The organism is Rhodococcus gannanensis, from assembly GCF_042681175.1.
GTDB classification, from domain to species: domain Bacteria; phylum Actinomycetota; class Actinomycetes; order Mycobacteriales; family Mycobacteriaceae; genus Rhodococcus_G; species Rhodococcus_G gannanensis.
Genome location: NZ_JBHUFB010000008.1, coordinates 175582 through 198372 on the forward strand (window position 1 = coordinate 175582; position 22791 = coordinate 198372).

Here is a 22791-nt window from a genome sequence, read left to right on the forward strand (position 1 = left end):
CAGCCCCGCTTCGCTGCGTGCCTGGAGCACCCGTGATCGACCTTCACTCCAGTCGGGCTGCGAATCGCGCACAGGCGCGGAGCGCATCCTCCGCGGCGGCGCGGGCTCGCGGCAGGTCGGCTCGGGACGTCACAGGCTCGAAGGCCTCGAGGTAGCACTTGAGTTTCGGTTCCGTCCCCGACGGCCGGACGACGACCCGGACGTGGTCGCCGGCGAGGATCACCGCATCGGTGCGGGCCTGGCCCCGGCGATCGAGCAGGTCCTCGGCCGTTACGGGTTCGCCGGCGATTTCCGTGGGAAGGGTGGCGCGCAGGTTCGCCATGATGTCGGTGATCGCGTCGAGGTGGTCGACGCGACGAGAAACCTGTGCGGTGGCGTGAACGCCGAACTCGATCGCGAGGGTGTCGAGGGCGTCGAGCAGCGTGCTGCCGCCCGACTTCAGGGTCGCGGCCAGATCCGCGACGACGACCGCGGCGGAGATGCCGTCCTTGTCCCGCACCAGATCCGGTGCCACACAGTGCCCGACGGCCTCCTCGTACGCGTACACCAGGCCCTCGCCCGCCCGCACCAGCCACTTGAAGCCGGTGAGGGTCCGGGCGAACCGTGCGCCGCGAGCGTCCGCGATCCGGCCGAGCATCTGCGAGGAGACGATCGTCGTCGCGACGAGAGGGGAGCTGCCGTCGGGTTGTTGCGCCAGCAGGTGGTTGCCGAGCAGGGCCCCGGTCTCGTCGCCGGTGAGCATTCGCCACCCGTCGGGCGCCGGGACACCCACCGCGCAGCGGTCGGCGTCGGGGTCGAGCGCAATCGCGATGTCGGCCTCGACGCGCGCGGCCAGGTCCAGCAGCTGATCCGTCGCGCCCGGTTCCTCAGGGTTGGGGAAGGCGACTGTGGGGAAGTCGGGATCGGGGGCGAACTGCCTGCCGACGGTGTGGACATCGGTGAAGCCCGCATCCCGGAGTGCTTCGACGACCGCGTTGCCGCCGACCCCGTGCAGCGGGGTGAGGGCGATGCGCAGGTCGCGATTCGTGCCGCGCGCCAGGGCGGCAACCCGGGCGAGGTAGTCGGCGCGCAGGGAGTGGGCGGCGGCCGGTTCGACGGGGGAGCGCGGGACCGCTGCGGCCGGCCCGACGGCGGCGATCGCGGCTTCGATCTCGCGGTCGGCCGGCGAGATCAGCTGGGCGCCGCCGTCGAGGTACACCTTGTAGCCGTTGTCGCCTGCGGGGTTGTGCGACGCGGTGATCTGGACGCCGAGTTGCGCCCGCAGTGCGCGGACGGCGTAGGCGAGGAGCGGTGTCGGCGTGGTGCCCGGCAACAGGACCACCGAGAACCCGGCGCCGGCAAGCACTTCCGCCGCTGTCGTCGCGAACACCGCGGAACCGTGGCGGCCGTCGCGGCCGACGACCACCACGGATCCGCCGAGGCACTTGGCCTGCAGCCAGTCCGCGATGCCTGCGGTCGCGCGGGTGACGACTGCGACGTTCATCCCGTTCGGGCCGGCGCGGAGCGGGCCACGCAGTCCCGCGGTGCCGAACGTCAGGGGCGCCGCGAAGCGGTCGGCCAGCTCGGCGTCGGGCAGCGACTGCAGCTCCGCCCGGGCGGCGGGGTCGGGATCGCCCGCGACCCAGTCGTCCACCACCTGCTGGAGCGGTGGCGTCACAGCGCCGACACCAGCTCGCGCAGGAGGGCGCCGACGCGGCCCGCCGACGCCGCGCCCGCCGCCAGCACCTCCGCGTGATCGAGCCGCTCACCCGTGATGCCGGCGGCGAGGTTCGTGACCAGGGAGATGCCGAGCACCTCGGCGCCGAGGGCGCGAGCGGTGATGGTCTCGTGGACGGTGGACATGCCGACGAGGTCGGCGCCGAGGGTGCGGAGCATGCGGATCTCGGCCGGTGTCTCGTAGTGCGGCCCGGGCAGCCCGGCGTACACGCCCTCCTCGAGGGCTGGTTCGATCGACCGCGCCAGAGCCCGTAGCCGGGGCGAGTAGGCGTCGACGAGATCGACGAACTGCGCGCCGACCAATGGGGACCGCGAGGTCAGGTTGAGGTGGTCGGAGATGAGGACGGGCTGCCCGACGGCGAGTCCGTCGCGGATGCCGCCGGCCGCGTTTGTCAGCACCACCGTGCGGGCGCCGGCCGCGACCGCGGTGCGCACCGGGTGGACGACGCGGGCCGGCTCGTGGCCCTCGTAGGCGTGGATGCGTCCGAGCAGGACGAGAACGCGGAGATCGCCGACCGGAACGGACAGCACGGTCCCGGCGTGCCCTGAGGCGGACGGCGCGGCGAACCCCGGCAGCTCGGACATCGGGACGCTCGCGGTGGCGGATCCGAAGGCGTCCGCGGCCGCCTGCCATCCCGAGCCGAGGACGATCGCGACGTCGTGTGCGGCAGCGCCGGTCCGTTCGCGCAGTACCTGCGCAGCCTGCTGCTCGAGGGAGTTCATGAGGGCACAGTACTGGCGGGCAACGAAAGTTACCCGCAGGTAAGATATCGGCATGCCTTACCTCGAACGCGACGGCGACGTCCACATCCTGCACCTCGGTGACCAGGGCCAGACCGACAGCGAGAACCGATTCCACCCCGACTGGATCGACGCGTTCCACGCCGCGCTCGACGAGGTCGAGGCGGTCGAGGGACCGGCGTCGCTGGTGTTCGCGGCGTCCGGCAAGTTCTTCACCAACGGTCTCGACACCGACTGGCTGTTCGGAAACCTCGACAAGATCCACTGGTACCTCGACCGGGTGCACACGATCTTCAGCCGGGTGCTGACCTTCCCGATGACCACGGTCGCCGCTGTCGGCGGTCACGCGTTCGGTGCGGGCGCGATGCTCGCCGCGTCGTCCGACCTGCGGGTGATGCGCGCGGACCGCGGTTTCTGGTGCCTGCCGGAGGCCAACCTCAACATGCCGTTCACCGTCGGCATGAACGCGCTGATGACGCTGCAGCTGCCGCGCGCCGTCGCCGTCGAGGCGATGACCACCAGCCGCCGTTTCGGTGGTGCGGACGCGCTCGCCGCGGGCATCGTCAACGAGATCGCCGAGGGTGACGATGTGCTCGCCGCCGCTGTCGCCCGGGCCGCCGCGACCACCACGCTGCACGGCAAGAACCTCGCCAAGATCAAGTCGGACCTGCATGCGCCGATCCTCGACGCGTTCGCGGTGCCCACCACTCCGGACAACCTCGCCTTCGGATAGGCGCTGCACGCCGCTGGTGCGGTCGCCGACGCCTCGGAGTCGGCGACCGCACCAACTGCCGCTACGCGGCGACCCGGGTGAGACACTGGGAGCTGTGACCTCGGAAGTGGACGATGCGATCGCTGGTGCGCAGGCGGACCTGATCGCGCTGTCCCACTCCATCCATGCCGAACCCGAACTCGCCTTCGCCGAGCACCGCAGCGCGGCGAAGGTCGCGGAAACACTGTCCCGGTACGGCTTCGACGTCACGATCCCGTACGCCGACCTGCCGACCGCGCTGTGCGCCGAGCACGGCAGTGGTGAGTTCGTCGTCGGCGTCCTCGCCGAGTACGACGCGCTCCCCGAGATCGGGCACGCGTGCGGGCACAACATCATCGCCGCGGCCGCCGTCGGCGCCGGGATCGCGCTGGCGCCGCTCGCCGACCGGCTCGGCATCACGATCCGGGTGATCGGCACCCCGGCTGAGGAGACCGGCGGCGGCAAGGTGCTGATGCTCGAACGAGGGGTGTTCGACGACCTCGCCATGGTGGCGATGGTCCATCCCGGGCCCGAGGACATCGCAGGCGCACACTCGCTCGCGATGGCGGACATCGCCGTCACCTTCAGCGGGCGGGAGGCGCACGCGTCGGCCGCACCACAGTTGGGGCTCAACGCCGCCGATGCCGCGACCGTCGCGCAGGTCGGGCTCGGCCTGCTGCGCCAGCACCTCGAACCGGGTCAACAGATGCACGGCATCGTCAGCGACGGTGGCGTCGCCCCGAACATCGTCCCGGCGCGGACCGAGATGCTGTACTACCTGCGCGCCGGTACGGCCACCGCGCTGACGGCACTGGCCGATCGGGCGTTCGCGTGCTTCGAGGCAGGCGCCCTGGCGGCGGGGTGCACGCACGAGATCCGCACGGTGTCACCGAACTACCACGAACTTCGCCCCGACCCGTGGCTGGTGGGGGCGTACCGGGAACAGATCGAGACGATGGGCCGCTCACCGCTGCCCCGCGACCGGGAAGGATCTCGCCCGTTGGGCAGCACCGACATGGGAAACGTGACGCAGGTGATTCCGGGGATACACCCCGTGATCGGGATCGAATCGGGTGGCGCGGTCACACATCAGCCGGAGTTCGCGGCGGCCTGCGTGACGGAGTCCGCGGATCGGGCTGTGCTCGACGGCGCCCGGGCGCTCGCGGGAACCGTCGTCGCCGCCGCGACCGATCCGGCGCAGCGGTCCCGGCTGCTGGAGGACCGTGCGGCACGAGCGCTCGCGCGCAGGCGACAGGGGATCTCGCGGTGACCGGATGGATCGACCGGTGGGTCGACGAGCACACCGCGGACCTGTCCGGGTGGCGCCGTCACATCCATGCGCACCCGGAACTGGCCCGTCAGGAGTTCGTGACGACGGAGTTCGTTGCCGACACGCTCACTGCCGCCGGGCTGACGCCGCGCATCCTGCCGGGTGGCACCGGCCTGATCTGCGACATCGGACCGGACGGGCCACGGGTCGCCCTCCGCGCCGACATGGATGCCCTGCCGCTGCAGGAGGACACGGGTGCGCCGTACGCGTCGACGGTTCCGGGGGTGTCGCACGCCTGCGGTCACGATGCGCACACGACCATCCTGCTGGGGACGGGTCTCGCGCTCGCGCAGGCGCCGGAGCCGCTGCCGAACGGGGTGCGCCTGGTGTTCCAGCCCGCCGAGGAGGTCATGCCGGGCGGCGCACTCGACGTGGTCGCCACCGGTGCGATGGAGGGTGTGTCGAGAATCTTTGCGCTGCACTGTGATCCGCGACTGGCGGCGGGCCGGGTCGGAGTCCGTCTCGGTGCGATCACCTCGGCCGCGGACACGGTCGAACTGCTGCTCGACTCGCCCGGTGGGCACACCTCCCGGCCGCACCTGACCACCGATCTGGTGTACGCGCTCGGCACCGTCATCACCGGACTGCCGGGGATGCTGAGCAGGCGCATCGACCCGCGCACCAGCACCGTGATGGTGTGGGGTGCGGTCAGTGCCGGGCAGGCACCGAACGCGATCCCGCAGACGGGGCGGCTGGTCGGCACCGTCCGGACCGGCGACCACGACACCTGGGCGTTGCTCGAACCGCTCGTCCGCGAGATCGTGCACGGGCTGCTCGCCCCGACGGGTGTGCGCTACGAGCTCAACTACCGGCGTGGAGTGCCGCCCGTCGTGAACGACGAGGTCTCCACCCGCATGTTCGAGCACGCGATCTCGCAGCTCGGACCGGACGCGTTGTCGGACACGCCGCAGTCGGGCGGCGGTGAGGACTTCTCCTGGTACCTCGAGGAGGTTCCGGGTGCGATGGCGCGACTCGGTGTCTGGTCGGGGATCGGTGAGCAACTCGACATCCACCAGCCGACCTTCGACCTCGACGAGCGGGCGCTGGGGGTCGGGGTGCGGGTCTTCGCCAACCTGGCCGTCGGAGGCGAGCCGACCGTTCCCTGAGCGGGTGCCCCGAGGGCTAGCCGGAGTAGCCGGGGGTGCCGGGGCCGACGTTGCGGCTGTTGCGGGTGCGCAGCTCTCGGACGTAGTCCGCGGGTGCGCCCGCGATCTCGGCGGCGTCGGCCATCACGCCGAGGTAACGAGCGGACGGGAGACCGCCTTCGTACGCGTCGAGCACGTACAGCCACGCGAGCACCGAGTCGCCCGAGTCGGTGTCCACCCGGAGGCGGATCTTGCGGTGGATCCCGAGTTCGGAGCCCTCCCATCGGTCGAGGCTCACCTCGTCCTCGTCGGGCACGTCGTAGAGCACGACGAACACCCGCGAGTCGGGATCCTCGACGACCGTCGCCAGCGCGCCTTCCCAGCCGATGTCGCCGCCGCTGAAGGTCAGCCGCCAGCCGTTCAGCCAGCCCGTCCCCGCCATCGGCGAATGCGGGCAGCGCTGCAGCATCTGCTCCGGGTGCATGTTGGATCCGTAGGCGGCGTAAATCGGCACGGCGAAAGCCTAGACCGTGGACGCGTGGGCTTCGACCGGCGACCGGTTCCGGCACTGCGGTGCGGTGCCCCTCCCGGCGCAGGAAGCACCCCGTTCGTCGCCCGGACGGCGTCTCGACGTGCATGCGACGGCCCCGGTGGAATAGCGTTAATGTACCGAGAAATGCGCACACGCTGCCGAAACATGGAGGACGGATGACCCGGATCGTGATCATTGGCGGTGGCCCCGCCGGCTACGAGGCTGCGCTGGTCGCAGCCGCGCACGGGGCGACGGTTTCCCTCGTCGACTCCGACGGAGTCGGCGGTGCGTGCGTGCTGTGGGACTGCGTTCCGTCGAAGACGTTCATCGCGTCGACCGGGGTCCGGACGGACATGCGGCGAGCCACCGACCTCGGTATCGCCCTCGATCCGGAGCAGGCGACGATCTTCCTTCCGCAGATCCACGCCCGGGTCAAGAGCCTCGCCCAGGCGCAGTCCGCGGACATCCGAGGCAAGTTGGAGGCCGCGGGCGTCGAGTTGCTCTCCGGTACCGGCGAGCTGATCGACTCCGTCATCGGCATGGCGTCCCACCAGGTCCGCGCTTCGCTCGCCGATGGTGGGGAGAAGGTCCTCGAGGCCGACGTGGTGCTGATCGCGACCGGGGCGTCGCCGCGGGTGCTGCCGGGTGCGGAGCCGGACGGCGAGAGGATCCTGAACTGGCGTCAGCTCTACGACCTCGACACGCTGCCCGAGCATCTCGTCGTCGTCGGATCGGGTGTGACGGGCGCCGAGTTCGTCTCTGCGTACACCGAGATGGGCGTGCACGTGACGATGGTGTCGAGCCGCGACCGGGTGCTTCCGCACGAGGACGCCGATGCCGCGATGGTGCTCGAGGAGGCGCTGTCCGAGCGCGGTGTCACCCTCGTCAAGCATGCGCGGGCGGACTCGGTCGTCCGGACCGCCGACGGTATTCGGGTCACGTTGTCCGACGGGCGCACCGTCGAGGGCAGTCACGCGCTGATGACGGTCGGTTCGACGCCGAACACCTCGGGTCTGGGGCTCGAGAAGGTCGGTATCGAGCTCGATCGCGGCGGCTACCTGCGGGTCGACCGCGTGTCCCGCACGTCGGTGTCCGGGATCTACGCGGCGGGCGACTGTACCGGTCTGCTCCCGCTCGCGTCGGTCGCGGCCATGCAGGGCCGCATCGCGATGTACCACGCGCTGGGCGAGGGTGTGAGCCCGATCAAGCTCAAGACGGTGGCGTCCGCGGTGTTCACGAGACCGGAGATCGCGAACGTCGGCGTCAGCCAGGCTGCCATCGACAACGGTGAGGTGCCCGCCCGCACGGTGATGTTGCCGCTGAACACGAATCCCCGCGCCAAGATGTCGTCGCTGCGGCGTGGGTTCGTGAAGATCTTCTGCCGCCCCGCGACCGGTGTCGTCATCGGCGGTGTCGTGGTGGCGCCGACCGCGTCCGAGTTGATCCTGCCGATCGCGATCGCCGTCCAGAACAACCTGTCGGTGAACGACCTCGCGCAGACGTTCTCGGTGTATCCGTCATTGTCGGGGTCGGTCACCGAGGCCGCGCGGCAGCTGATGCGGCACGACGACCTGGACTGATCGTCGAGTCATATCTCATTATTCGGGATCGGCATTTCACATGTCGAACCGTCCCGGAGCACAATGGAAGGCGGTCGGCACCCTCCGGCCGCCTTCCGTGCCTCCCGCCCGTGGATCCGCCGGCGACAGGTCGTAACCGAACCTCGTCGACATCCGGGAGTCACCGTGTCCCCAGTTCTCGCGCGCCGCATGGCCGCACTCCGTTCGTCCGCCATCCGTGATCTGCTCGCGGTGACCGCCCGGCCCGATGTCATCGGGCTCGCCGGCGGCCTTCCCGATCCGGATCTCGTCCCACTCGACAGGATCCGCGCGGCAACCGTCCGGGCGCTCGAATCCGCGGACTCGCTGCAGTACACCGAGACCGCAGGCCTGCTCGCGTTGCGGGAGGTCATCGCCCGGAGGGAGTCGGCACTGCGCCCGCGCCCCGTGACCACGGCCGAGGTGGCCGTCACGCACGGCTCGCAGCAGGCGCTGAGCCTGCTCGCGCAGGTGCTCGTCGACCCCGGCGCGACCGTCGTCGTCGAGGAACCCGCGTATCCCGGCGCGCTCCAGGTGCTGCGCGCCACCCAGGCCCGGATCATGACCGTCCCGCTCGACGCGGACGGTATGCGGACGGACCGGATCGCCGACCTCCTCGCCGCGGGGGAGCGTCCCGTCCTGGTCCACACCGTCAGCACGTTCCACAATCCACGCGGGGTCACCATGTCCGCGTCCCGGCGGCGGGAGCTGACGACGCTGGCGGAGCGGTTCGGGTTCCTCGTCGTCGAGGACGACCCCTACGGCGAGCTCCACTACGCGGGTCCACCACCGGAACCGATTGCCGCGCACTCGGATCGGGTGATCCGGCTGTCCAGCGTGTCGAAGACGCTCGCGCCCGCGCTGCGTGTCGGGTGGATGGTCGCACCCCGGGAGATCTGCGCCGCGGTGGAGCTGGCCAAGCAGGGCGCCGACCTGTGCGACTCCCGACTGGCGCAGGAGACAGTCACCGAGTTGCTCGCCGACGAGCAGTGGATGACCGGGCATCTCCAGGATCTGCGCGCGGAGTACGGTCGCCGCGCCGACGCACTACGCCGTGCCGTCGAGCGCGAGTTCGGTGACTGCGCGACGCTGTCCCGGATCGGCGGCGGCATGTTCGGGTGGCTCGAGTTCCAGGACGGCACGGACACCGACGCACTGCTGTCCGCGGCGCTCGACCACTCCGTCGCGTTCGTCCCCGGCTCGGCGTTCGCCGTCGACGGGCAGGATCGCGCCGGCGCTCGACTGTGCTTCACGACGAACACGCCCGCACGACTGGACGATGCCGTCGGGCGACTCGCGGCAGCCCACTCCCGCTGAGTCGGCCCCCACCCGGCGTGAGGTCAGTCGGCCCAGTCGTAGGTGCGCTCGACGGCCTTGTTCCACTCCCGGTACAGCCGGCCCCGCTCGTCGGCGGGCATGTTCGGTGTCCAGGTCCGGCCGACCTCCCAGTTGGCGCGGATGTCGTCCTCCGAGTCCCAGTAGCCGACCGCGAGGCCGGCGGCGTAGGCGGCGCCGAGCGCGGTGGTCTCGTTGACGACCGGCCGGATGACGGGCACGTCGAGGATGTCGGCCTGGAACTGCATGAGTGTCTCGTTGAGTACCATGCCGCCGTCGACCTTGAGTGAGGTGAGGGCGACGCCGGAGTCGGCTGCGGCCGCTTCGATCACCTCCCGGGTCTGGAAGGCGGTGGCCTCCAGTGCGGCGCGCGCGAGGTGGCCCTTGTTGACGAAGCGGGTGAGTCCGACGATCGCGCCACGCGCGTCGGGGCGCCAGCGCGGGGCGAACAGGCCGGAGAACGCGGGCACGATGTAGGCGCCGCCGTTGTCCGGGACGGCGGAGGCGAGCAGCTCGACCTCCTTGGCGGAGTTGATGATTCCCAGGTTGTCGCGGAGCCACTGCACCAGTGACCCGGTCACCGCGATCGACCCTTCGAGCGCGTACACCGGTGCGGCGTCACCGATCCGGTAGCAGACGGTGGTCAGCAGTCCGTGTTCGCTCTGCACCGGTTCCGTGCCGGTGTTGAGGAGCAGGAAGTTGCCGGTGCCGTAGGTGTTCTTGGCCTCGCCGGGTGACAGGCAAGCCTGCCCGAAGGTCGCGGCCTGCTGGTCGCCGAGGATGCCCGCGACCGGCACTCCCGCCAGGTTTCCTCGCTCGCGGGCGGTGCCGAAGACGCCGGAGGAGCTGCGGATCTGCGGCAGCAGCGACATCGGGATCCGCATGTCGGCGCAGATCTGCTCGTCCCATTCGAGGGTGCGCAGGTCCATCAGCATGGTGCGGGAGGCGTTGGTCACGTCCGTGGCGTGCACACCCCCGGTCACCCCGCCCGTCAGATTCCACAGGATCCACGAGTCCATCGTCCCGAAGCACAGGTCTCCGGCTTCGGCGCGGTCGCGCACCCCGTCGACGTTGTCGAGGATCCAGCGGAGCTTGGGCCCCGAGAAGTACGTGGACAAGGGGAGTCCGGTGGTACTCCGGTAGCGGTCCGGGCCCCGGTCTCCGGCGAGCTCCGTACACAGTTGGTCCGTGCGGGTGTCCTGCCACACGATCGCGTTGTACACCGGTTCGCCCGTGGTGCGGTCCCACACGACGGTGGTCTCGCGCTGGTTGGTGATGCCGACGGCCGCGATGTCCGCGTTGGTGAGGTCGCGTTTGGCGAGGGCGGTGGCCACCACCTCGCGGGTGGTGGTCCAGATCTCGCTCGCATCGTGCTCCACCCACCCGGCCTGGGGGAAGATCTGGCGGTGTTCCTGCTGGGCGGAGGTCACCGCGCGGCCGTTGTGGTCGAAGATCATGCAGCGGCTCGACGTGGTGCCCTGGTCGATCGCGGCGATGTACCGGGTCACTGGCGTCCTTGTCTCTCGGGCGGTCTCGGCATGAAGCTACTAGGCTGGGCCACGATTTGCCGTCAAGTGCGGGAGCGAAGCTTTGGACAAGCAGCCTGGTGTGCAGTTCCTGGGACCCGCCCAGCGCAAGCTGGCCTGGGAACAGTTGGGCGCCGACCAGTTCGACGTGGTGGTCATCGGTGGTGGGGTCGTCGGTGCGGGTGCCGCACTCGACGCGGCGACGCGCGGGCTGAAGGTGGCGCTCGTGGAGGCGCGTGACTTCGCGTCCGGGACGTCGTCGCGGTCCTCGAAGATGTTCCACGGGGGCCTGCGGTACCTGGAGCAGCTCGAGTTCGGGTTGGTCGCCGAGGCCTTGCACGAGCGTGAACTGTCGATGTCGACGTTGGCGCCTCATCTGGTCAAGCCCCTCGAGTTCCTGTTCCCGCTCACCCACCGGGTGTGGGAGCGGCCCTACATGGCGGCCGGTTTCATGCTGTACGACCGGATGGGTGGATCGAAAACCGTTCCCGCGCAGAAACATCTGACGCGATCGGGTGCGCTGCGGCTGTCGCCGGGACTCAAGCGCAACGCCCTGATCGGGGGCATCCGCTACTACGACACCGTCGTCGACGACGCCCGGCACACCATGACCGTCGCCCGCACCGCCGCGCACTACGGCGCCGTGGTGCGCACGTCCACCCAGGTGGTCGGGTTCCTGCGGGAGGCGGACCGGGTTTCCGGTGTGCGGGTGCGGGATTCGGAGGACGGCAGCACCACCGAGGTGCGCGGGCACGTGGTGATCAACGCAACCGGTGTGTGGACCGACGAGATCCAGGCGCTGTCCCGGCAGCGGGGACGGTTCCGGGTGCGTGCCAGCAAGGGCGTGCACATCGTGATCCCGCGCGACCGGATCGTCAGCGACGCCGCGATCATTCTGCGCACCGAGAAATCGGTGCTGTTCGTGATCCCCTGGGGCAGTCACTGGATCATCGGGACCACTGACACGGACTGGAACCTCGACCTCGCGCACCCCGCCGCGACCAAGGCCGACATCGACTACATCCTCGGGCACGTCAACAAGGTGCTCGTCACCCCGCTCACGCACGCCGACATCGACGGCGTGTACGCCGGGCTGCGGCCGCTGCTCGCCGGAGAGAGCGACGAGACGTCGAAGCTCTCACGCGAGCACGCGGTGGCGCGGGTGGCGCCCGGCCTGGTGGCGATCGCCGGCGGCAAGTACACCACGTATCGCGTGATGGGCAAGGACGCCGTGGATCTGGCGTCCGAGGACATTCCCGCGCGGATCGCGCCGTCGATCACCGAGCGGGTTCCGCTCGTCGGCGCGGACGGCTACTTCGCGCTGGTGAACCAGGCCGTGCACCTCGGTCGGCTGCACGGCCTGCACCCGTACCGCGTCAAGCACCTCCTGGACCGCTACGGCTCGCTGATCGACGAGGTGCTCGGCATGGCGGCGGACGCACCCGAACTGCTCCAGCCCATTACCGACGCCCCCGACTACCTGCAGGTCGAGGCCGTGTACGCGGCAGCAGCGGAAGGCGCCCTGCACCTGGAGGACATCCTCGCCCGGCGCACCCGCATCTCCATCGAATACCCCCATCGCGGGGTGAACTGCGCCGAACAGGTCGCCAGGCTGGTCGCGCCCGTGCTGGGCTGGGACGAGGCCGCGATCGACCGTGAAGTCGCGACCTATCGGGCACGGGTGGAGGCCGAGGTCATGTCCCAGGCGCAGCCCGACGATCCCGGTGCGGACGCACTGCGGGCCGCGGCACCCGAGGCCCGCGCGGAGATCCTGGAGCCGGTGCCGATCGCGCGGTAGTGCGAGACGCGCCCGCTAATGCGTGAGGAACAGCTTGACCGCGACGATGACGACGGCGACGACACCGAGCACCAGCGAGCCGATCAGGGTCTGCCCGTTCGGGCGCTCGCCCCGCAGCCGGGTGATCACGAACGTGATGCTGGCGATGCGGGTGACGACCCAGATCTCGGCAAGCACCAGGGCGGTGCCGAGCTCGATCCAGCCGAGCGCGCCCATGCCGACGACGAGTGTCGGTACGAAGCCTGAGGTGAGCACCGGGACGGAGTCGCGTAGCTCGGCGATGCGCTCACTCGTGGTCAGTTGCCGGCCGCTTCGAGCGCTGCGTCCCACGGATTCGGCGAACGCGTGTGCCACGAACGTGGACAGTGACGTGCCGATCACGACGAGCCCGGCGCGGGTGATGCCGGTGCTGTGGTTCAGTGGGATCAGGGCGGTGAGAACGAGGATGTTGCCGTAGACATAGGCGCTGATCCGGCTGGCGTAGTCCTCGACGGGAAGCGGCGTTCGCGACATGCGGTCAAGCGTCCCACGGAGCGACTCTCAACGCGGTTCGGGCGACACGAGTCCGGCGGTGAGTGTTCGGATGCACCGCACCGCGATGTCCGCCGGCTGCGGGGCGGTGCCGTCGTCGTCCGAGCCCGCCCACGTCTGGATCGCCAGCCGCATCGCCGTGTTGCCCGCGACCGCCGCGAGGCGCACGTCGACCGGATCGGCGGCGGGGCCCATGAGGTCGCCGAGCGTCGCGACGAGCTTCTCCTCCGTGTCGTTGACGACGCGGAACCACACCGATTCGAGGCCCGGGTCGCCGGGCACTGCGCGCAGCAGGTCGCGACCGAGTTCGAGCGCGCGGTAGCCGTCCGGTCCGGATGCGACGAGGGCACGCCGGGCCGAGTTCTCGAGCGCCTCGGCGACGGGGACGCCGGGCTCGGTGGCGGCGAGGTCCGCGATCCAGTCGTCGATGCCTGCGGTGAGCAGCGGCGCGACTGCGTCCTCCTTCGTGCGGAAGTACCGGTAGAAGGTGCGCAGGCCGATGCCTGCGGCGTTCGCGACGTCCTCGGCGGTGACGGCGGCGGCGCCGTGTTCGGCGAAGAGGCGGGCCGCGGAATGGGCGATGTCGAGCTGGGTCTGTGCCTTCCGCCGTTCCGTCAGTGAAACGGGGGCTTGCGCTTTCGGTGCCGCCATGCGCACCATCATTGCACGTTGACTCGACGTGTCATAGTGGCACAGTGTGCCATTTCAGCGCATGTGCGCTGATCAGACGAGAGGAAGTGCAGCAGATGAATCGCTTCGAGGGACGCAAGGTGCTCGTCACCGGTGCGGGATCGGGAATCGGCCAGGCAACGGTCGCCCGGATCCTCGCCGAGGGCGGCGTCGTCGTCGGTGCGGACGTCAACGAGGCGGGACTCGAGGTCACGCGGGAACGCGCGGCGGAGGCGGGCACCGCCGACCGCCTCAGCCTGACGACGGTCGACATCTCCAGTGAGGAGTCCGTGCGGGAGAACATCGGCGGTGCCATCGACAGGCTCGGTGGCTTGCAGGTGCTCGTCAACGCCGCGGGCATCCTGCGCTCCTCCCACACCGCGGAGACCACGCTGGACTTCTGGAACACGATGATCGGCGTCAACCTCACCGGAACGTTCCTCGTCACCCGTCAGGCGCTGCCCGCGCTCCTGGAGTCCGGCAAGGGTGTCGTCGTGAACTTCAGTTCGACGTCCGCGCACTTCGCCCACCCCTACATGGCGGCCTACGCCGCGACGAAGGGCGGCATCCGGTCCTTCACCCATGCGATCGCACTCGAGTACGCCAAGCAGGGCCTGCGCGCCGTCGCCGTCGAGCCCGGCTCCATCGCGTCCGGCATGACCAGCAACCCCGGATTCCCGACCGAAGGCGTGGACCCGACCCTGATCGGGAAGCTCTACCCGTGGATCGGTGACGGTTTCGCGCCCCCGGAAGACGTCGCGGGCGTCATCGCGATGCTCGCCTCCGACGACGGAAAGTTCGTCACCGGCACCGAGATCCGCATCGACGGCGGCACTCACATGTAGGGGTGTACCGCAGCGGTCGTCGACCGCGACAGTTCGTGAACCGGTCCGGCGCCGTCAGGCGCCGGACCGTTCTGCTGTGGACTTCAGCGCGGCGATCCCGGCGCGCGCGAACGAGACGTCCTCGTCGGGATCCGCGCCGCTGACTCCGATCGCGCCGACGACCCGGCCGTCGAGGCGTACCGGCACGCCGCCCGCCAGCGTCGTCATCGGCTGGGTGGTCTGTGCACCGATCAGGCCGAGCAGGTCCGGGTGTGCCGCACGCAGGCCGGCGAGATCTCCCGACGCCGCTCCCATCAGCGCAGCCGTCGCGGCCTTCGCCCGCGCCACCCCGACGGTGAACCAGGGTGCGCCGTCACCACGTACGGCGAACACGTCGTGACCGCGATGGTCGACGACGGTGACGCTGATCCGCTTGCCGTCCCGCTCCGCCGCGTCCAGTGCTGCGTCGGCGGCCGCGCGGGCCCGGGTCAGATCCAACTCGTTGTGCATGCGCAGACCGTACCGGCGCCAGGGCTTCGTTGATGACGTGTTCCGTGGAACGGTCTTTCGGACAACTGTCCTAGACTCGTGAATCGATGAGCACCGTTAGGCCGGACCTCGACCAACGCCGCAGGCAGCGGCGCACCCGACTGCTCGAAGTCGGTGTGGAACTGCTGGGCGCTGCGGAGAATCCCGCCGTCAACGTTCGGACCGTGTGCCGGGAGGCGGGACTCACCGAGCGCTACTTCTACGAGAGCTTCGCCGACCGTGACACCTACATCCGGGAGGTCTACGAGGAGGTCGCCGAGCGCGCTCGCACCGCGCTCGTGGCGGCTGTCGCAAAGGCCGCCAACCTGTCCGAGGTCGCGGAACTGGCGATGCGGGCATTCGTCGGTCTCGTTCTCGATCACCCGGAGGCGGGGCGGGTGCTGGTGCTGGCGCCGCTGCGGGAGCCCACCCTCGGCGGTCGCGGCGTCGCACTCGCCCCGAACTTCGTATCCCTCGTGGAGGCGCAGCTCGGTGCTCTCGACGACCCCGACGAACGCACGCTGCGGGCAATCGGCGTCGTCGGCGCGCTCACCAGCCTGTTCATCGGCTACCTGGACGGCACGGTCACGGTGTCCCGCGAGCGGCTGGTGCGGCACTGTCTCGATCTGCTTGCGCGAGCGGGAAATCCGTAGTCGGCACACCGCCGCTCCGGCGGTGGTGGCGTCGCGTGGCGCGTCTCCCGTTCGTTCATCCGACTCCGTTACCTAGATCTGCTAGGGTTCATGCCTAGTTGATCTAGGTATGGGAGGTGTCGTGCACATCGACAAGGACCTGGTGGCAGCGTCCGCGACGCTGCTCGTCCTCGGGATTCTCGCCGAGGGAGAGTCGTACGGATACGCCGTCCTCAAACGGGTGCACGAGCTGTCCGGAGGGCAGATCGAGTGGACCGACGGCATGCTCTATCCACTGCTGCACCGGCTCGAGAGATCGGGGTACGTGACGGCGTCGTGGGGTACCTCGGACGTGGGCCGGCGGCGCAAGCACTATGCGATCACCGCAGTCGGCCGACAGGTGCTCGCCGAACGGCGCGGTCAGTGGGACGTCGTCGCGCACGCGCTGAACGCGGTGTGGCAGAGCGCGGGACTGCCGCCGAGTCCCGAACCGAGGTGGGCGTGATGACGGACCTTGCGCTCGAATCGCAGATCGGCCGGTGGCGGGGATACGTCGAGCGGCACCGGGTGATCTCGACCGCTGACGTCGACGAGATGGAAGACCATCTGCGGGGCCGGATCTCGGATCTCGTGGCATCCGGCCTGGCCGACGACGAGGCCTTCCTCGTCGCGGTCAAACGGATGGGGAGTGTCGACGCCATCTCCCGCGAGTTCGCGCGTGAACACTCCGAACGGCTCTGGAAGCAGTTGGTCCTGGTTCCGTCCGAGCAGGGTGAACGGACGCGGGCGCCGCGACGCGAACTCGGCGTGGTCCTCGCTCTCGCCGTCTGTGCCGGAGCGGTGCTCGAGGTGGCGCTCCGGTCCGGACTGGACGACGGCGCCTTCGCGCGCAACGCCGCGGTCCTCGTGTTGCCCTTCCTCACCGGCTATTTCGCGTGGAAGCGGCGTGTCACGGCGGGAGTCGCGGCGGCGCTGGTAGTGCCGTTCGCAGTGGTCGCGCTCGCGCTCAACCTGTTTCCGTTCGAGTCGGCGGGCGCGACGGAGATCATCGCCGCGATCCATGCGCCGGTCGTGCTGTGGTTCGCCGTCGGTTTCGCGTACGTGGGCGGGGACTGGCGGTCGCACCGCAGGCGGATGGACTTCATCCGGTTCACCGGCGAATGGGTCGTCTACCTGACGTTGCTCGCCCTCGGGGGAGGTGTCCTCCTCGGTCTCACCATCGGGGCGTTCACCGCGCTCGGCACCGACATGGAGTGGGTGATCGAGGACTGGGTGCTGCCGTTCTGCGTGCCGGGCGCCGTGATCGTCGCCGCCTGGCTCGTCGAGGCGAAGCAGGGAGTGGTGGAGAACATCGCGCCCGTCCTCACCCGGGTGTTCACCCCGATCACGATTGTGATGCTGCTGGTTCTGCTGGTGGCCTTCGCGGTGGACGGGGACCTCGTCGACGTCGACCGCACCCTGCTGATCCTGATGGACCTGATTCTCGTGGTGGTGCTGGGTCTGCTGCTGTACTCGATCTCGGCGCGGGAACCGCTCGATCCGCCTGACCTTTTCGACCGCATGCAACTAGTGCTGGTGGTCAGTGCTCTGGCAGTGGACCTGGTGATGCTGACGGCGATGCTCACCCGGATCGCCGAGTTCGGGGTGAGCCCGAACAAGGCTGTCGCGCTCGGCCTCAACCTCGTCCTCCTCGCCAACCTGGCGTGGTCGGGCCGGCTCCTCGTCGGATTCCTCCGTGGCCGTATGGGATTCGAGTCCGTCGAACGATGGCAGACCGGCTACCTGCCGGTGTTCGGGGTGTGGGCGGTACTGGTCCTCCTGGCGGTGCCGCCGCTGTTCGACTTCGCCTGAGCTCGAGTGCGGCTACCGCGGAGTTGCGGGGCCGGGTAACGGCTGGCAGGACGGGCACCAGAAGACGATGCGGTCGTGGTCGTTCTCGCCGAGATCGTCGCGCCGCACGAGTGTCCCGCAGCGCAGACAGGGTTTCCCGCCGCGGCCGTACACCCACAGCTCTCGGCCGCGACGACGCTCGCCGGTCGTGACGCGGACGGTGCGGTCCCGGTTCGCGACCAGCATCCGGTGTGCCAGTCTCACCCACGGCAGCGGATCGCCCACCGCCGCAACGGGGGTGGCAGGATGCATGCCACGCAGGAAGCACAGTTCGCTGCGGTAGACGTTGCCGATCCCGGCCAGCACTCGCTGGTCGAGGAGCGCGACCCCGACGGCGCGGTCCGGGTCGGCGGTGAGATTCTCGGCCGCGACACGCTCGTCCCAGTCCGGGCCGAGCAGGTCGGGCCCCAGATGCCCGACGGCCTCCGCTTCTTGTTCGCGTGGCAGCACTTCCACGATGCCGAGCTGGAACCCCACCGCAGTGTGGGATTCGGTGCCGAGCACGATGCGCGCCTGCCAGGCCGGGCGACGCCACCGCGCGCCCGACGGGTACACGTGCCACTCGCCCTCCATCTTCAGGTGGGTGTGCACGGTCGTGTCACCGACGCGGACGAGTAGGTGCTTGCCGCGGCTGAGCACCTCGTCCACGGTGTGTGGCGTGAGGTCGACGGTCGCGTACCGCGGCACCCGGACGTCGCACACCGTCAACTTCTGCCCGGCAAGCGCCGCGCGCAACCGTGCGGCCGCCTGCCACACGGTGTCTCCCTCGGGCATGTCACCGCCCTTCGAGGCGGGAGCGTTTGCGCAGGCCCCGCGGGGTCGCCGAGAACCCCGCCTCGACGAGCGGAGGGGCGAGCGGGCTGGTGTGCACCGACTCGCCGTCCACCTTCTCGACGACCAGTTTGTCGATCCCGCCACGGTCCACGAGGTCCGCGAGCGCGATGGCGGCGGTGTGCCGGTCGCCGGCGTCCTCGGTGAACGTCAGCACCGTCTTGCCGCCCCGCTCCACGTACAACGTGAGGTCGCCGCCGACCAGCACGACGATCGCCCCGGCCTTGCGGCCCGGACGGTGCCCGCCCGGTGGTGCGGGCCACGGCAGCGCGGCCCCGAACGGGTTCGCCGGGTCCGTCGCGGCGAGTGCCACGCCGAGTCGGTCCGCGGTGTCGGCGTGCGTGCGCAGCCGGTCCACGACCTCCGAACTGGAGAACTGCGCCGCGCCCAGACCTGTGACGAAGTGCCCGCGCCGGGCGCGGCCACCGTCCTCGAACTCTCTCAGCACCTTGTACATCAGGGCGAAACCGCCCGGAACGTCCTCGGCGACAACGGAACCGCGGGTCAGTACCCCGTAGCGGTCGAGCAGGATGTCAGCGCGCGCGTGCGCGAGGATCGTCGAGTCCGGCTCGGGATGCGGGAGCAGTGACCACCGTCCGCCGACCGTCGGGGGACCGGTGCGGGTCGGCATCACCGGGCGGGACACGGCCCGGTACGCGCGGGTCCGCGGGGCCCGGCGCGGCGCACGGTGGCTCGGCGTCGACCTGGTCGGCCCGGACAGCAATGCCCGCAGCGGAGCGAACGAGTCGCCGGTGACGTGCCCCGCCCACACCAGCTGCCACAGGGCCTCCACCAGCACCGCGTCGTCGAGGGAACCGAGCTGGTCGGACAGGTTTCGGAAGAAGAACGCACCGCCCGGCGCGAGCGCATCGAGGATCCCGCGTTGCAGTTCGGTCAGCTCGACGTCCTGGGGGCCCGGAACCGTCAGCGGTGCGGTGTCGGCGAGGTGCAGTCGCACCCAGCCGTCGCTGCTCGCGATCTGGCCGGCACCGGACCACAGCACCTCACCGGTGGTGGTCAGCTCGTCGAGCATGGCCGGCCGGTAGTCCCGGACCCGGGACGGCAGCACCAGAGACTCCCAGGCGGACGCCGGAATCGGCACCCCCGCGAGCTGCTCGACGACGGTGGCGACGCCGTCCACCCCACGCAGCCCGCCGCCGACGTGCTGCCACTCCGGCAGGAACCGGGCCAGGGTCGCGGGCTCGACGGGCTCCACCTCGCGGCGTGCCGCGGCGAGGGACCGCCGCCGGAGCCGGCGCAGTACCTCGCTGTCGCACCACTCGGATCCGGTTCCGGCGGGCCGGAACTCGCCTTCGACGACCCGCTTGTCGGCGGCGAGGCGCTGGAGGGTGTCCCGGACGATGGCGGTACCGAGCCCGAACCGGGCTGCGGCGTCGGCGAGGGTGAACGGACCGTGGGTGCGCGCGTACCGCGCGACGAGGTCGCCGAGCGGGTCGTCGACGGGTTCCACGAACGCGGCGGGAGTGCCGATCGGCAGTGGCACACCGAGCGCGTCCCGCATCCGCGGCGCGTCCTCGATCGCCACCCACCATGTGCTGCCGGCGAACGACACCGTCATCGCGCGTTTGCGGGTTTCCAACTCGCGCAACCACTCCCGCGGATCGTCCGTCGTTCGCGCGGTCACCTCGTCGACCGTGAGCGGGCCGAGCAGTCGCAGCAGGTCCGCCACGCCCTCGGCGTCGTGGGCCCGGCGGTCGTCGGCGAGGCGTTGCAGTTCGAGTTCGGTCTGCTCGATCACCGCCTCGTCGAGCAGTTCCCGCAGTTCGACCCGGCCCAGCAGTTCCGCGAGCAACGTCGAGTCCAGCGACAGTGCCGCCGCGCGTCGCTCCGCGAGCGGGTTGTCGCCCTCGTACATGAACGCGCCGACGTAGTCGAAGAGCAGCGCCGTCGCGAACGGCGACGGGGCGGGGGTGTCGACTTCGAGGATGCGGATCTTCCGCCGTCCCACGTCGGTGAGGAGTCGGGTCAGCGACGGGAGGTCGTACACGTCCTGCAGGCATTCGCGGACGGTCTCGAGCAGGATCGGGAACGTCGGGTACTTGCGGGCGACGTCGAGCAGCTGCGCGGACCGCTGCCGCTGCTGCCACAGGGGCGCGCGGCGTCCGGGCGTGCGACGCGGGAGGAGCAGCGCTCGGGCCGCACACTCACGGAACCGGGACGCGAACAGGGCCGAGCCGCCGACCTGCTCGGTGACGACGTCCTCGATCTCGTCGCGGTCGAACACGAACAGGTCCGTGCCCGGTGGGTCGTCGGCGGTGTCGGGGAGTCGGACGATGATGCCGTCGTCGGAGGCGGTCGGGGCGGCGTCGACGCCGTACCGCTCCTGCAGGCGGGCACCGATCGCGAGAGCCCACGGGGCGTGCACCGGCAGCCCGTACGGGGAGTGCAGCACCAACCGCCAGTCTCCGAGTTCGTCCCGGAACCGCTCCAGCACCAGGGTGCGGTCGCTCGGCACCTGACCCGTCGCGCGTGCCTGTTCGTCGACAAGGGCGAGCAGGTTGGTGGTGGCGTTCTCGTCCAGGCCCTGCGCCGACAGTCGCGTTCGCAGCTCCGCGTCGTCGCCGAGTGCGATCTCCCGCAGGAACTCGCCGAGCGCGGCGCCGAGTTCGGCGGGGCGGCCGAGTCCGTCACCGTGCCAGAACGGCAACCGTCCCGGCAGTCCGTAGGCGGGGGAGACCAGCACCCGGTCGTGGGTGATCTCCTCGATCCGCCAGCTGGTCGCGCCCAGTGCGAACACGTCCCCGACGCGGGACTCGTACACCATTTCCTCGTCGAGTTCGCCCACCCGGCTCTGCTTTTCGCCGACCATGTAGACGGTGAACAGTCCGCGGTCGGGGATCGCGCCGCCCGAGGTGACGGCCAGACGCTGCGACCCGGGCCGGCCGGTGAGCACGTCGGCGTCCCGGTCCCACACGAGACGCGGACGCAGTTCCGCGAACTCGTCGGACGGGTAGCGGCCCGCGAGCAGGTCGAGGGTCGCGTCGAACGCCGACCGGGGCAGCGTCGCGAAGTTCCCGGTGCGGCGCACGGCCTCGAACCAGACGCCGGCGTCGATCGCGTCGAGGGCGCAGGCGGCGACGGTGTGCTGGGCGAGGATGTCGAGCGGATTCGCCGGGACGGCGAGCGATTCGATCTTGCCTGCGGTCATGCGCTCCACGGTGACCGCGCAGTGGATCAGGTCGGTGCGGTGTTTCGGGAACAGCACGCCGCGGGAGATCTCTCCGACCTGGTGCCCGGCGCGGCCGACCCGCTGCAGGCCGCTCGCCACGGACGGCGGCGCCTCCACCTGGACGACCAGATCGACCGCTCCCATGTCGATGCCGAGCTCGAGGCTGGACGTGGCGACGACGCAGCGCAGGCGGCCGGTTTTCAGGTCGTCCTCGATCAGGGCGCGCTGATCCTTGCTCACCGACCCGTGGTGCGCCCGCGCCAGTAGGTGACCCGCGCCGTGAGTCACTTCGGACGTGGCACCGATCAGCGCCGGTGGCCGGTGCACGGTGGTGACGGGGTCGCCCAGCCGCGCCGCGTACACCTCGTTGAGGCGCGCAGTGAGTCGTTCCGCGAGGCGTCGCGAGTTGGCGAACACGATCGACGACGAGTGGTCGAGGACCAGGTCGACGATCTGCTCCTCCACGTGCGGCCAGATCGAACCCTGTTGTGGCGCCGGTGATTCCGACATCGGATCGGGGTCGGTGACTCCCAGCTCGGTCATGTCCTCCACGGGCACCCGCACGGTGAGGTCGAAGGTCTTCGGTGCCGGCGGCGACACGATGCGTACCGGGGCGGATCCGGCGAGGAACCGGGCCACCTCCTCGTGCGGCCGGACGGTGGCGGAGAGCCCGATCCGTTGCGCGGGTTTCTCGAGCAGCATGTCGAGGCGCTCCAGGGAGAGGGCGAGGTGTGCCCCGCGTTTCGTCGCGGCGACGGCGTGCACCTCGTCGACGATCACCGTCTGCACGGTCGCCAGCGTCTCCCGGGCCGCTGAGGTGAGCATCAGGAACAGCGATTCCGGAGTGGTGATGAGAATGTCCGGCGGGGTGCGCAGCATCGTGCGTCGGGCCGCCGGGGTGGTGTCGCCGGACCGGACCCCGACACTGATCTCCGGCGGGATCAGCCCCAGTCTCTTGGCGGTCTGGGTGATCCCGACGAGCGGGGCGCGCAGGTTGCGTTCGACGTCGACGGCGAGGGCCTTGAGCGGCGACACGTAGAGGACCGTCGTTCCGGTGGGCCTGTCCTCGTCCGGGTCACGGGCAGCGAGCCTGTCGAGGGCCCACAGGAACGCCGACAGCGTCTTGCCGGACCCTGTCGGGGCCACCACCAGGGCGTGGGCGCCGTCGGCGATGGCCTCCCAGGCCCCGAGCTGCGCGGACGTCGGTGCCGGGAAGGCGCCCTCGAACCACTCCCGGGTGGCCGCGGAGAACCTGCCGAGCACCGAATCCATGTAATCCATACT

The 22791-nt window shown here is 70.4% G+C and carries 19 protein-coding genes; 10 read left to right on the plus strand and 9 right to left on the minus strand.

The annotated features are described in order from the left end of the window. Positions 1-43 precede the first annotated feature (43 nt). Together ACFSJG_RS06605 and ACFSJG_RS06610 are read right to left on the minus strand one after the other, a co-directional pair. The gene (locus ACFSJG_RS06605; RefSeq protein WP_378484413.1) at positions 44-1657 is read right to left on the minus strand and encodes a phospho-sugar mutase; all 1614 of its coding nucleotides are present in this window, start codon (positions 1655-1657) and stop codon (positions 44-46) included. Beyond that, a complete protein-coding gene (locus ACFSJG_RS06610) occupies positions 1654-2439 on the minus strand; it encodes a purine-nucleoside phosphorylase (protein WP_378484414.1) in 786 nt (261 codons plus the stop codon). Before ACFSJG_RS06610 ends, ACFSJG_RS06605 begins: the two co-directional genes overlap by 4 nt. A 52-nt stretch (positions 2440-2491) precedes the next feature. Between ACFSJG_RS06610 and ACFSJG_RS06615 the strand changes: the two genes are divergently transcribed. The 3 genes from ACFSJG_RS06615 (at position 2492) to ACFSJG_RS06625 (ending at position 5644) form a co-directional block, all read left to right on the plus strand. Further along, entirely contained in the window at positions 2492-3190 is a 699-nt protein-coding gene (locus ACFSJG_RS06615) for an enoyl-CoA hydratase/isomerase family protein (RefSeq protein WP_378484415.1), read from the plus strand. Between the two features lie 94 nt (positions 3191-3284). Then, complete coding sequence (locus tag ACFSJG_RS06620) at positions 3285-4478, plus strand: M20 family metallopeptidase (RefSeq protein ID WP_378484416.1); 1194 nt, start codon at positions 3285-3287, stop codon at positions 4476-4478. Continuing rightward, a complete protein-coding gene (locus ACFSJG_RS06625) occupies positions 4475-5644 on the plus strand; it encodes a M20 family metallopeptidase (RefSeq protein WP_378484417.1) in 1170 nt (389 codons plus the stop codon). The genes ACFSJG_RS06620 and ACFSJG_RS06625 overlap by 4 nt, the downstream gene beginning before the upstream one ends. Before the next feature lie 16 nt (positions 5645-5660). Here ACFSJG_RS06625 and ACFSJG_RS06630 read toward each other — a convergent pair whose 3' ends face one another. Next, positions 5661-6137 carry a gamma-glutamylcyclotransferase family protein gene (locus ACFSJG_RS06630; protein ID WP_378484418.1) on the minus strand — a complete coding sequence of 159 codons (477 nt, stop codon included), beginning with the start codon at positions 6135-6137 and terminating at the stop codon, positions 5661-5663. A 194-nt stretch (positions 6138-6331) separates the two neighbouring features. On the opposite strand from ACFSJG_RS06630, the gene ACFSJG_RS06635 reads away from it, so the two are divergent. Beyond that, positions 6332-7735, plus strand: a complete 1404-nt coding sequence (locus ACFSJG_RS06635; protein WP_378484419.1) for an NAD(P)H-quinone dehydrogenase — start codon at positions 6332-6334, stop codon at positions 7733-7735. A gap of 189 nt (positions 7736-7924) precedes the next feature. Next, complete coding sequence (locus ACFSJG_RS06640) at positions 7925-9070, plus strand: aminotransferase-like domain-containing protein (protein WP_378484451.1); 1146 nt, start codon at positions 7925-7927, stop codon at positions 9068-9070. 23 nt (positions 9071-9093) lie between these two features. Here ACFSJG_RS06640 and glpK read toward each other — a convergent pair whose 3' ends face one another. After that, positions 9094-10596, minus strand: a complete 1503-nt coding sequence (gene glpK, locus ACFSJG_RS06645) for a glycerol kinase GlpK (protein ID WP_378484420.1) — start codon at positions 10594-10596, stop codon at positions 9094-9096. Between the two features lie 82 nt (positions 10597-10678). Here glpK and ACFSJG_RS06650 point away from each other — a divergent pair, with 82 nt between their 5' ends. After that, positions 10679-12412: a glycerol-3-phosphate dehydrogenase/oxidase gene (locus ACFSJG_RS06650; protein WP_378484421.1), complete on the plus strand. Its 1734-nt coding sequence runs from the start codon at positions 10679-10681 to the stop codon at positions 12410-12412. 15 nt (positions 12413-12427) lie between these two features. Here ACFSJG_RS06650 and ACFSJG_RS06655 read toward each other — a convergent pair whose 3' ends face one another. Both ACFSJG_RS06655 and ACFSJG_RS06660 read right to left on the minus strand, forming a co-directional pair. Beyond that, positions 12428-12925 carry a hypothetical protein gene (locus ACFSJG_RS06655; RefSeq protein WP_378484422.1) on the minus strand — a complete coding sequence of 166 codons (498 nt, stop codon included), beginning with the start codon at positions 12923-12925 and terminating at the stop codon, positions 12428-12430. A 27-nt stretch (positions 12926-12952) separates the two neighbouring features. Continuing rightward, positions 12953-13594 (minus strand): TetR family transcriptional regulator, encoded by a 642-nt coding sequence (locus ACFSJG_RS06660; RefSeq protein ID WP_378484423.1) that lies wholly within the window; start codon positions 13592-13594, stop codon positions 12953-12955. Between the two features lie 95 nt (positions 13595-13689). Between ACFSJG_RS06660 and ACFSJG_RS06665 the strand changes: the two genes are divergently transcribed. Further along, entirely contained in the window at positions 13690-14457 is a 768-nt protein-coding gene (locus ACFSJG_RS06665) for an SDR family NAD(P)-dependent oxidoreductase (protein ID WP_378484424.1), read from the plus strand. A 54-nt stretch (positions 14458-14511) separates the two neighbouring features. On the opposite strand, the gene ACFSJG_RS06670 is transcribed toward ACFSJG_RS06665, so the two are convergent. Beyond that, a complete protein-coding gene (locus tag ACFSJG_RS06670) occupies positions 14512-14946 on the minus strand; it encodes a GlcG/HbpS family heme-binding protein (protein WP_378484425.1) in 435 nt (144 codons plus the stop codon). Between the two features lie 86 nt (positions 14947-15032). Here ACFSJG_RS06670 and ACFSJG_RS06675 point away from each other — a divergent pair, with 86 nt between their 5' ends. The 3 genes from ACFSJG_RS06675 (at position 15033) to ACFSJG_RS06685 (ending at position 17447) form a co-directional block, all read left to right on the plus strand. After that, entirely contained in the window at positions 15033-15617 is a 585-nt protein-coding gene (locus tag ACFSJG_RS06675) for a TetR/AcrR family transcriptional regulator (protein ID WP_378484426.1), read from the plus strand. Between the two features lie 121 nt (positions 15618-15738). Next, positions 15739-16101 (plus strand): PadR family transcriptional regulator, encoded by a 363-nt coding sequence (locus ACFSJG_RS06680; protein ID WP_378484427.1) that lies wholly within the window; start codon positions 15739-15741, stop codon positions 16099-16101. Further along, entirely contained in the window at positions 16098-17447 is a 1350-nt protein-coding gene (locus tag ACFSJG_RS06685; protein WP_378484428.1) for a permease prefix domain 1-containing protein, read from the plus strand. The genes ACFSJG_RS06680 and ACFSJG_RS06685 overlap by 4 nt, the downstream gene beginning before the upstream one ends. Positions 17448-17459: 12 nt before the next feature. Here ACFSJG_RS06685 and ACFSJG_RS06690 read toward each other — a convergent pair whose 3' ends face one another. Together ACFSJG_RS06690 and ACFSJG_RS06695 are read right to left on the minus strand one after the other, a co-directional pair. After that, the gene (locus tag ACFSJG_RS06690; protein ID WP_378484429.1) at positions 17460-18260 is read right to left on the minus strand and encodes a DNA-formamidopyrimidine glycosylase family protein; all 801 of its coding nucleotides are present in this window, start codon (positions 18258-18260) and stop codon (positions 17460-17462) included. Position 18261: 1 nt separating this feature from the next. Next, positions 18262-22788 carry an ATP-dependent helicase gene (locus ACFSJG_RS06695; RefSeq protein WP_378484430.1) on the minus strand — a complete coding sequence of 1509 codons (4527 nt, stop codon included), beginning with the start codon at positions 22786-22788 and terminating at the stop codon, positions 18262-18264. Positions 22789-22791: the final 3 nt, after the last annotated feature.

Excerpts from the sequence above, each read along its gene's own strand:
- ACFSJG_RS06690 (WP_378484429.1), bottom strand. The coding sequence starts at position 18,260 with ATGCCCGAGGGAGACACCGTGTGGCAGGCGGCCGCACGGTTGCGCGCG.
- ACFSJG_RS06675 (WP_378484426.1), top strand. The coding sequence starts at position 15,033 with ATGAGCACCGTTAGGCCGGACCTCGACCAACGCCGCAGGCAGCGGCGC.
- ACFSJG_RS06695 (WP_378484430.1), bottom strand. The coding sequence starts at position 22,788 with ATGGATTACATGGATTCGGTGCTCGGCAGGTTCTCCGCGGCCACCCGG.
- ACFSJG_RS06640 (WP_378484451.1), top strand. The coding sequence starts at position 7,925 with ATGGCCGCACTCCGTTCGTCCGCCATCCGTGATCTGCTCGCGGTGACC.
- ACFSJG_RS06610 (WP_378484414.1), bottom strand. The coding sequence starts at position 2,439 with ATGAACTCCCTCGAGCAGCAGGCTGCGCAGGTACTGCGCGAACGGACC.
- ACFSJG_RS06635 (WP_378484419.1), top strand. The coding sequence starts at position 6,332 with ATGACCCGGATCGTGATCATTGGCGGTGGCCCCGCCGGCTACGAGGCT.
- ACFSJG_RS06655 (WP_378484422.1), bottom strand. The coding sequence starts at position 12,925 with ATGTCGCGAACGCCGCTTCCCGTCGAGGACTACGCCAGCCGGATCAGC.
- ACFSJG_RS06615 (WP_378484415.1), top strand. The coding sequence starts at position 2,492 with ATGCCTTACCTCGAACGCGACGGCGACGTCCACATCCTGCACCTCGGT.
- ACFSJG_RS06670 (WP_378484425.1), bottom strand. The coding sequence starts at position 14,946 with ATGCACAACGAGTTGGATCTGACCCGGGCCCGCGCGGCCGCCGACGCA.
- ACFSJG_RS06665 (WP_378484424.1), top strand. The coding sequence starts at position 13,690 with ATGAATCGCTTCGAGGGACGCAAGGTGCTCGTCACCGGTGCGGGATCG.
- ACFSJG_RS06660 (WP_378484423.1), bottom strand. The coding sequence starts at position 13,594 with ATGGCGGCACCGAAAGCGCAAGCCCCCGTTTCACTGACGGAACGGCGG.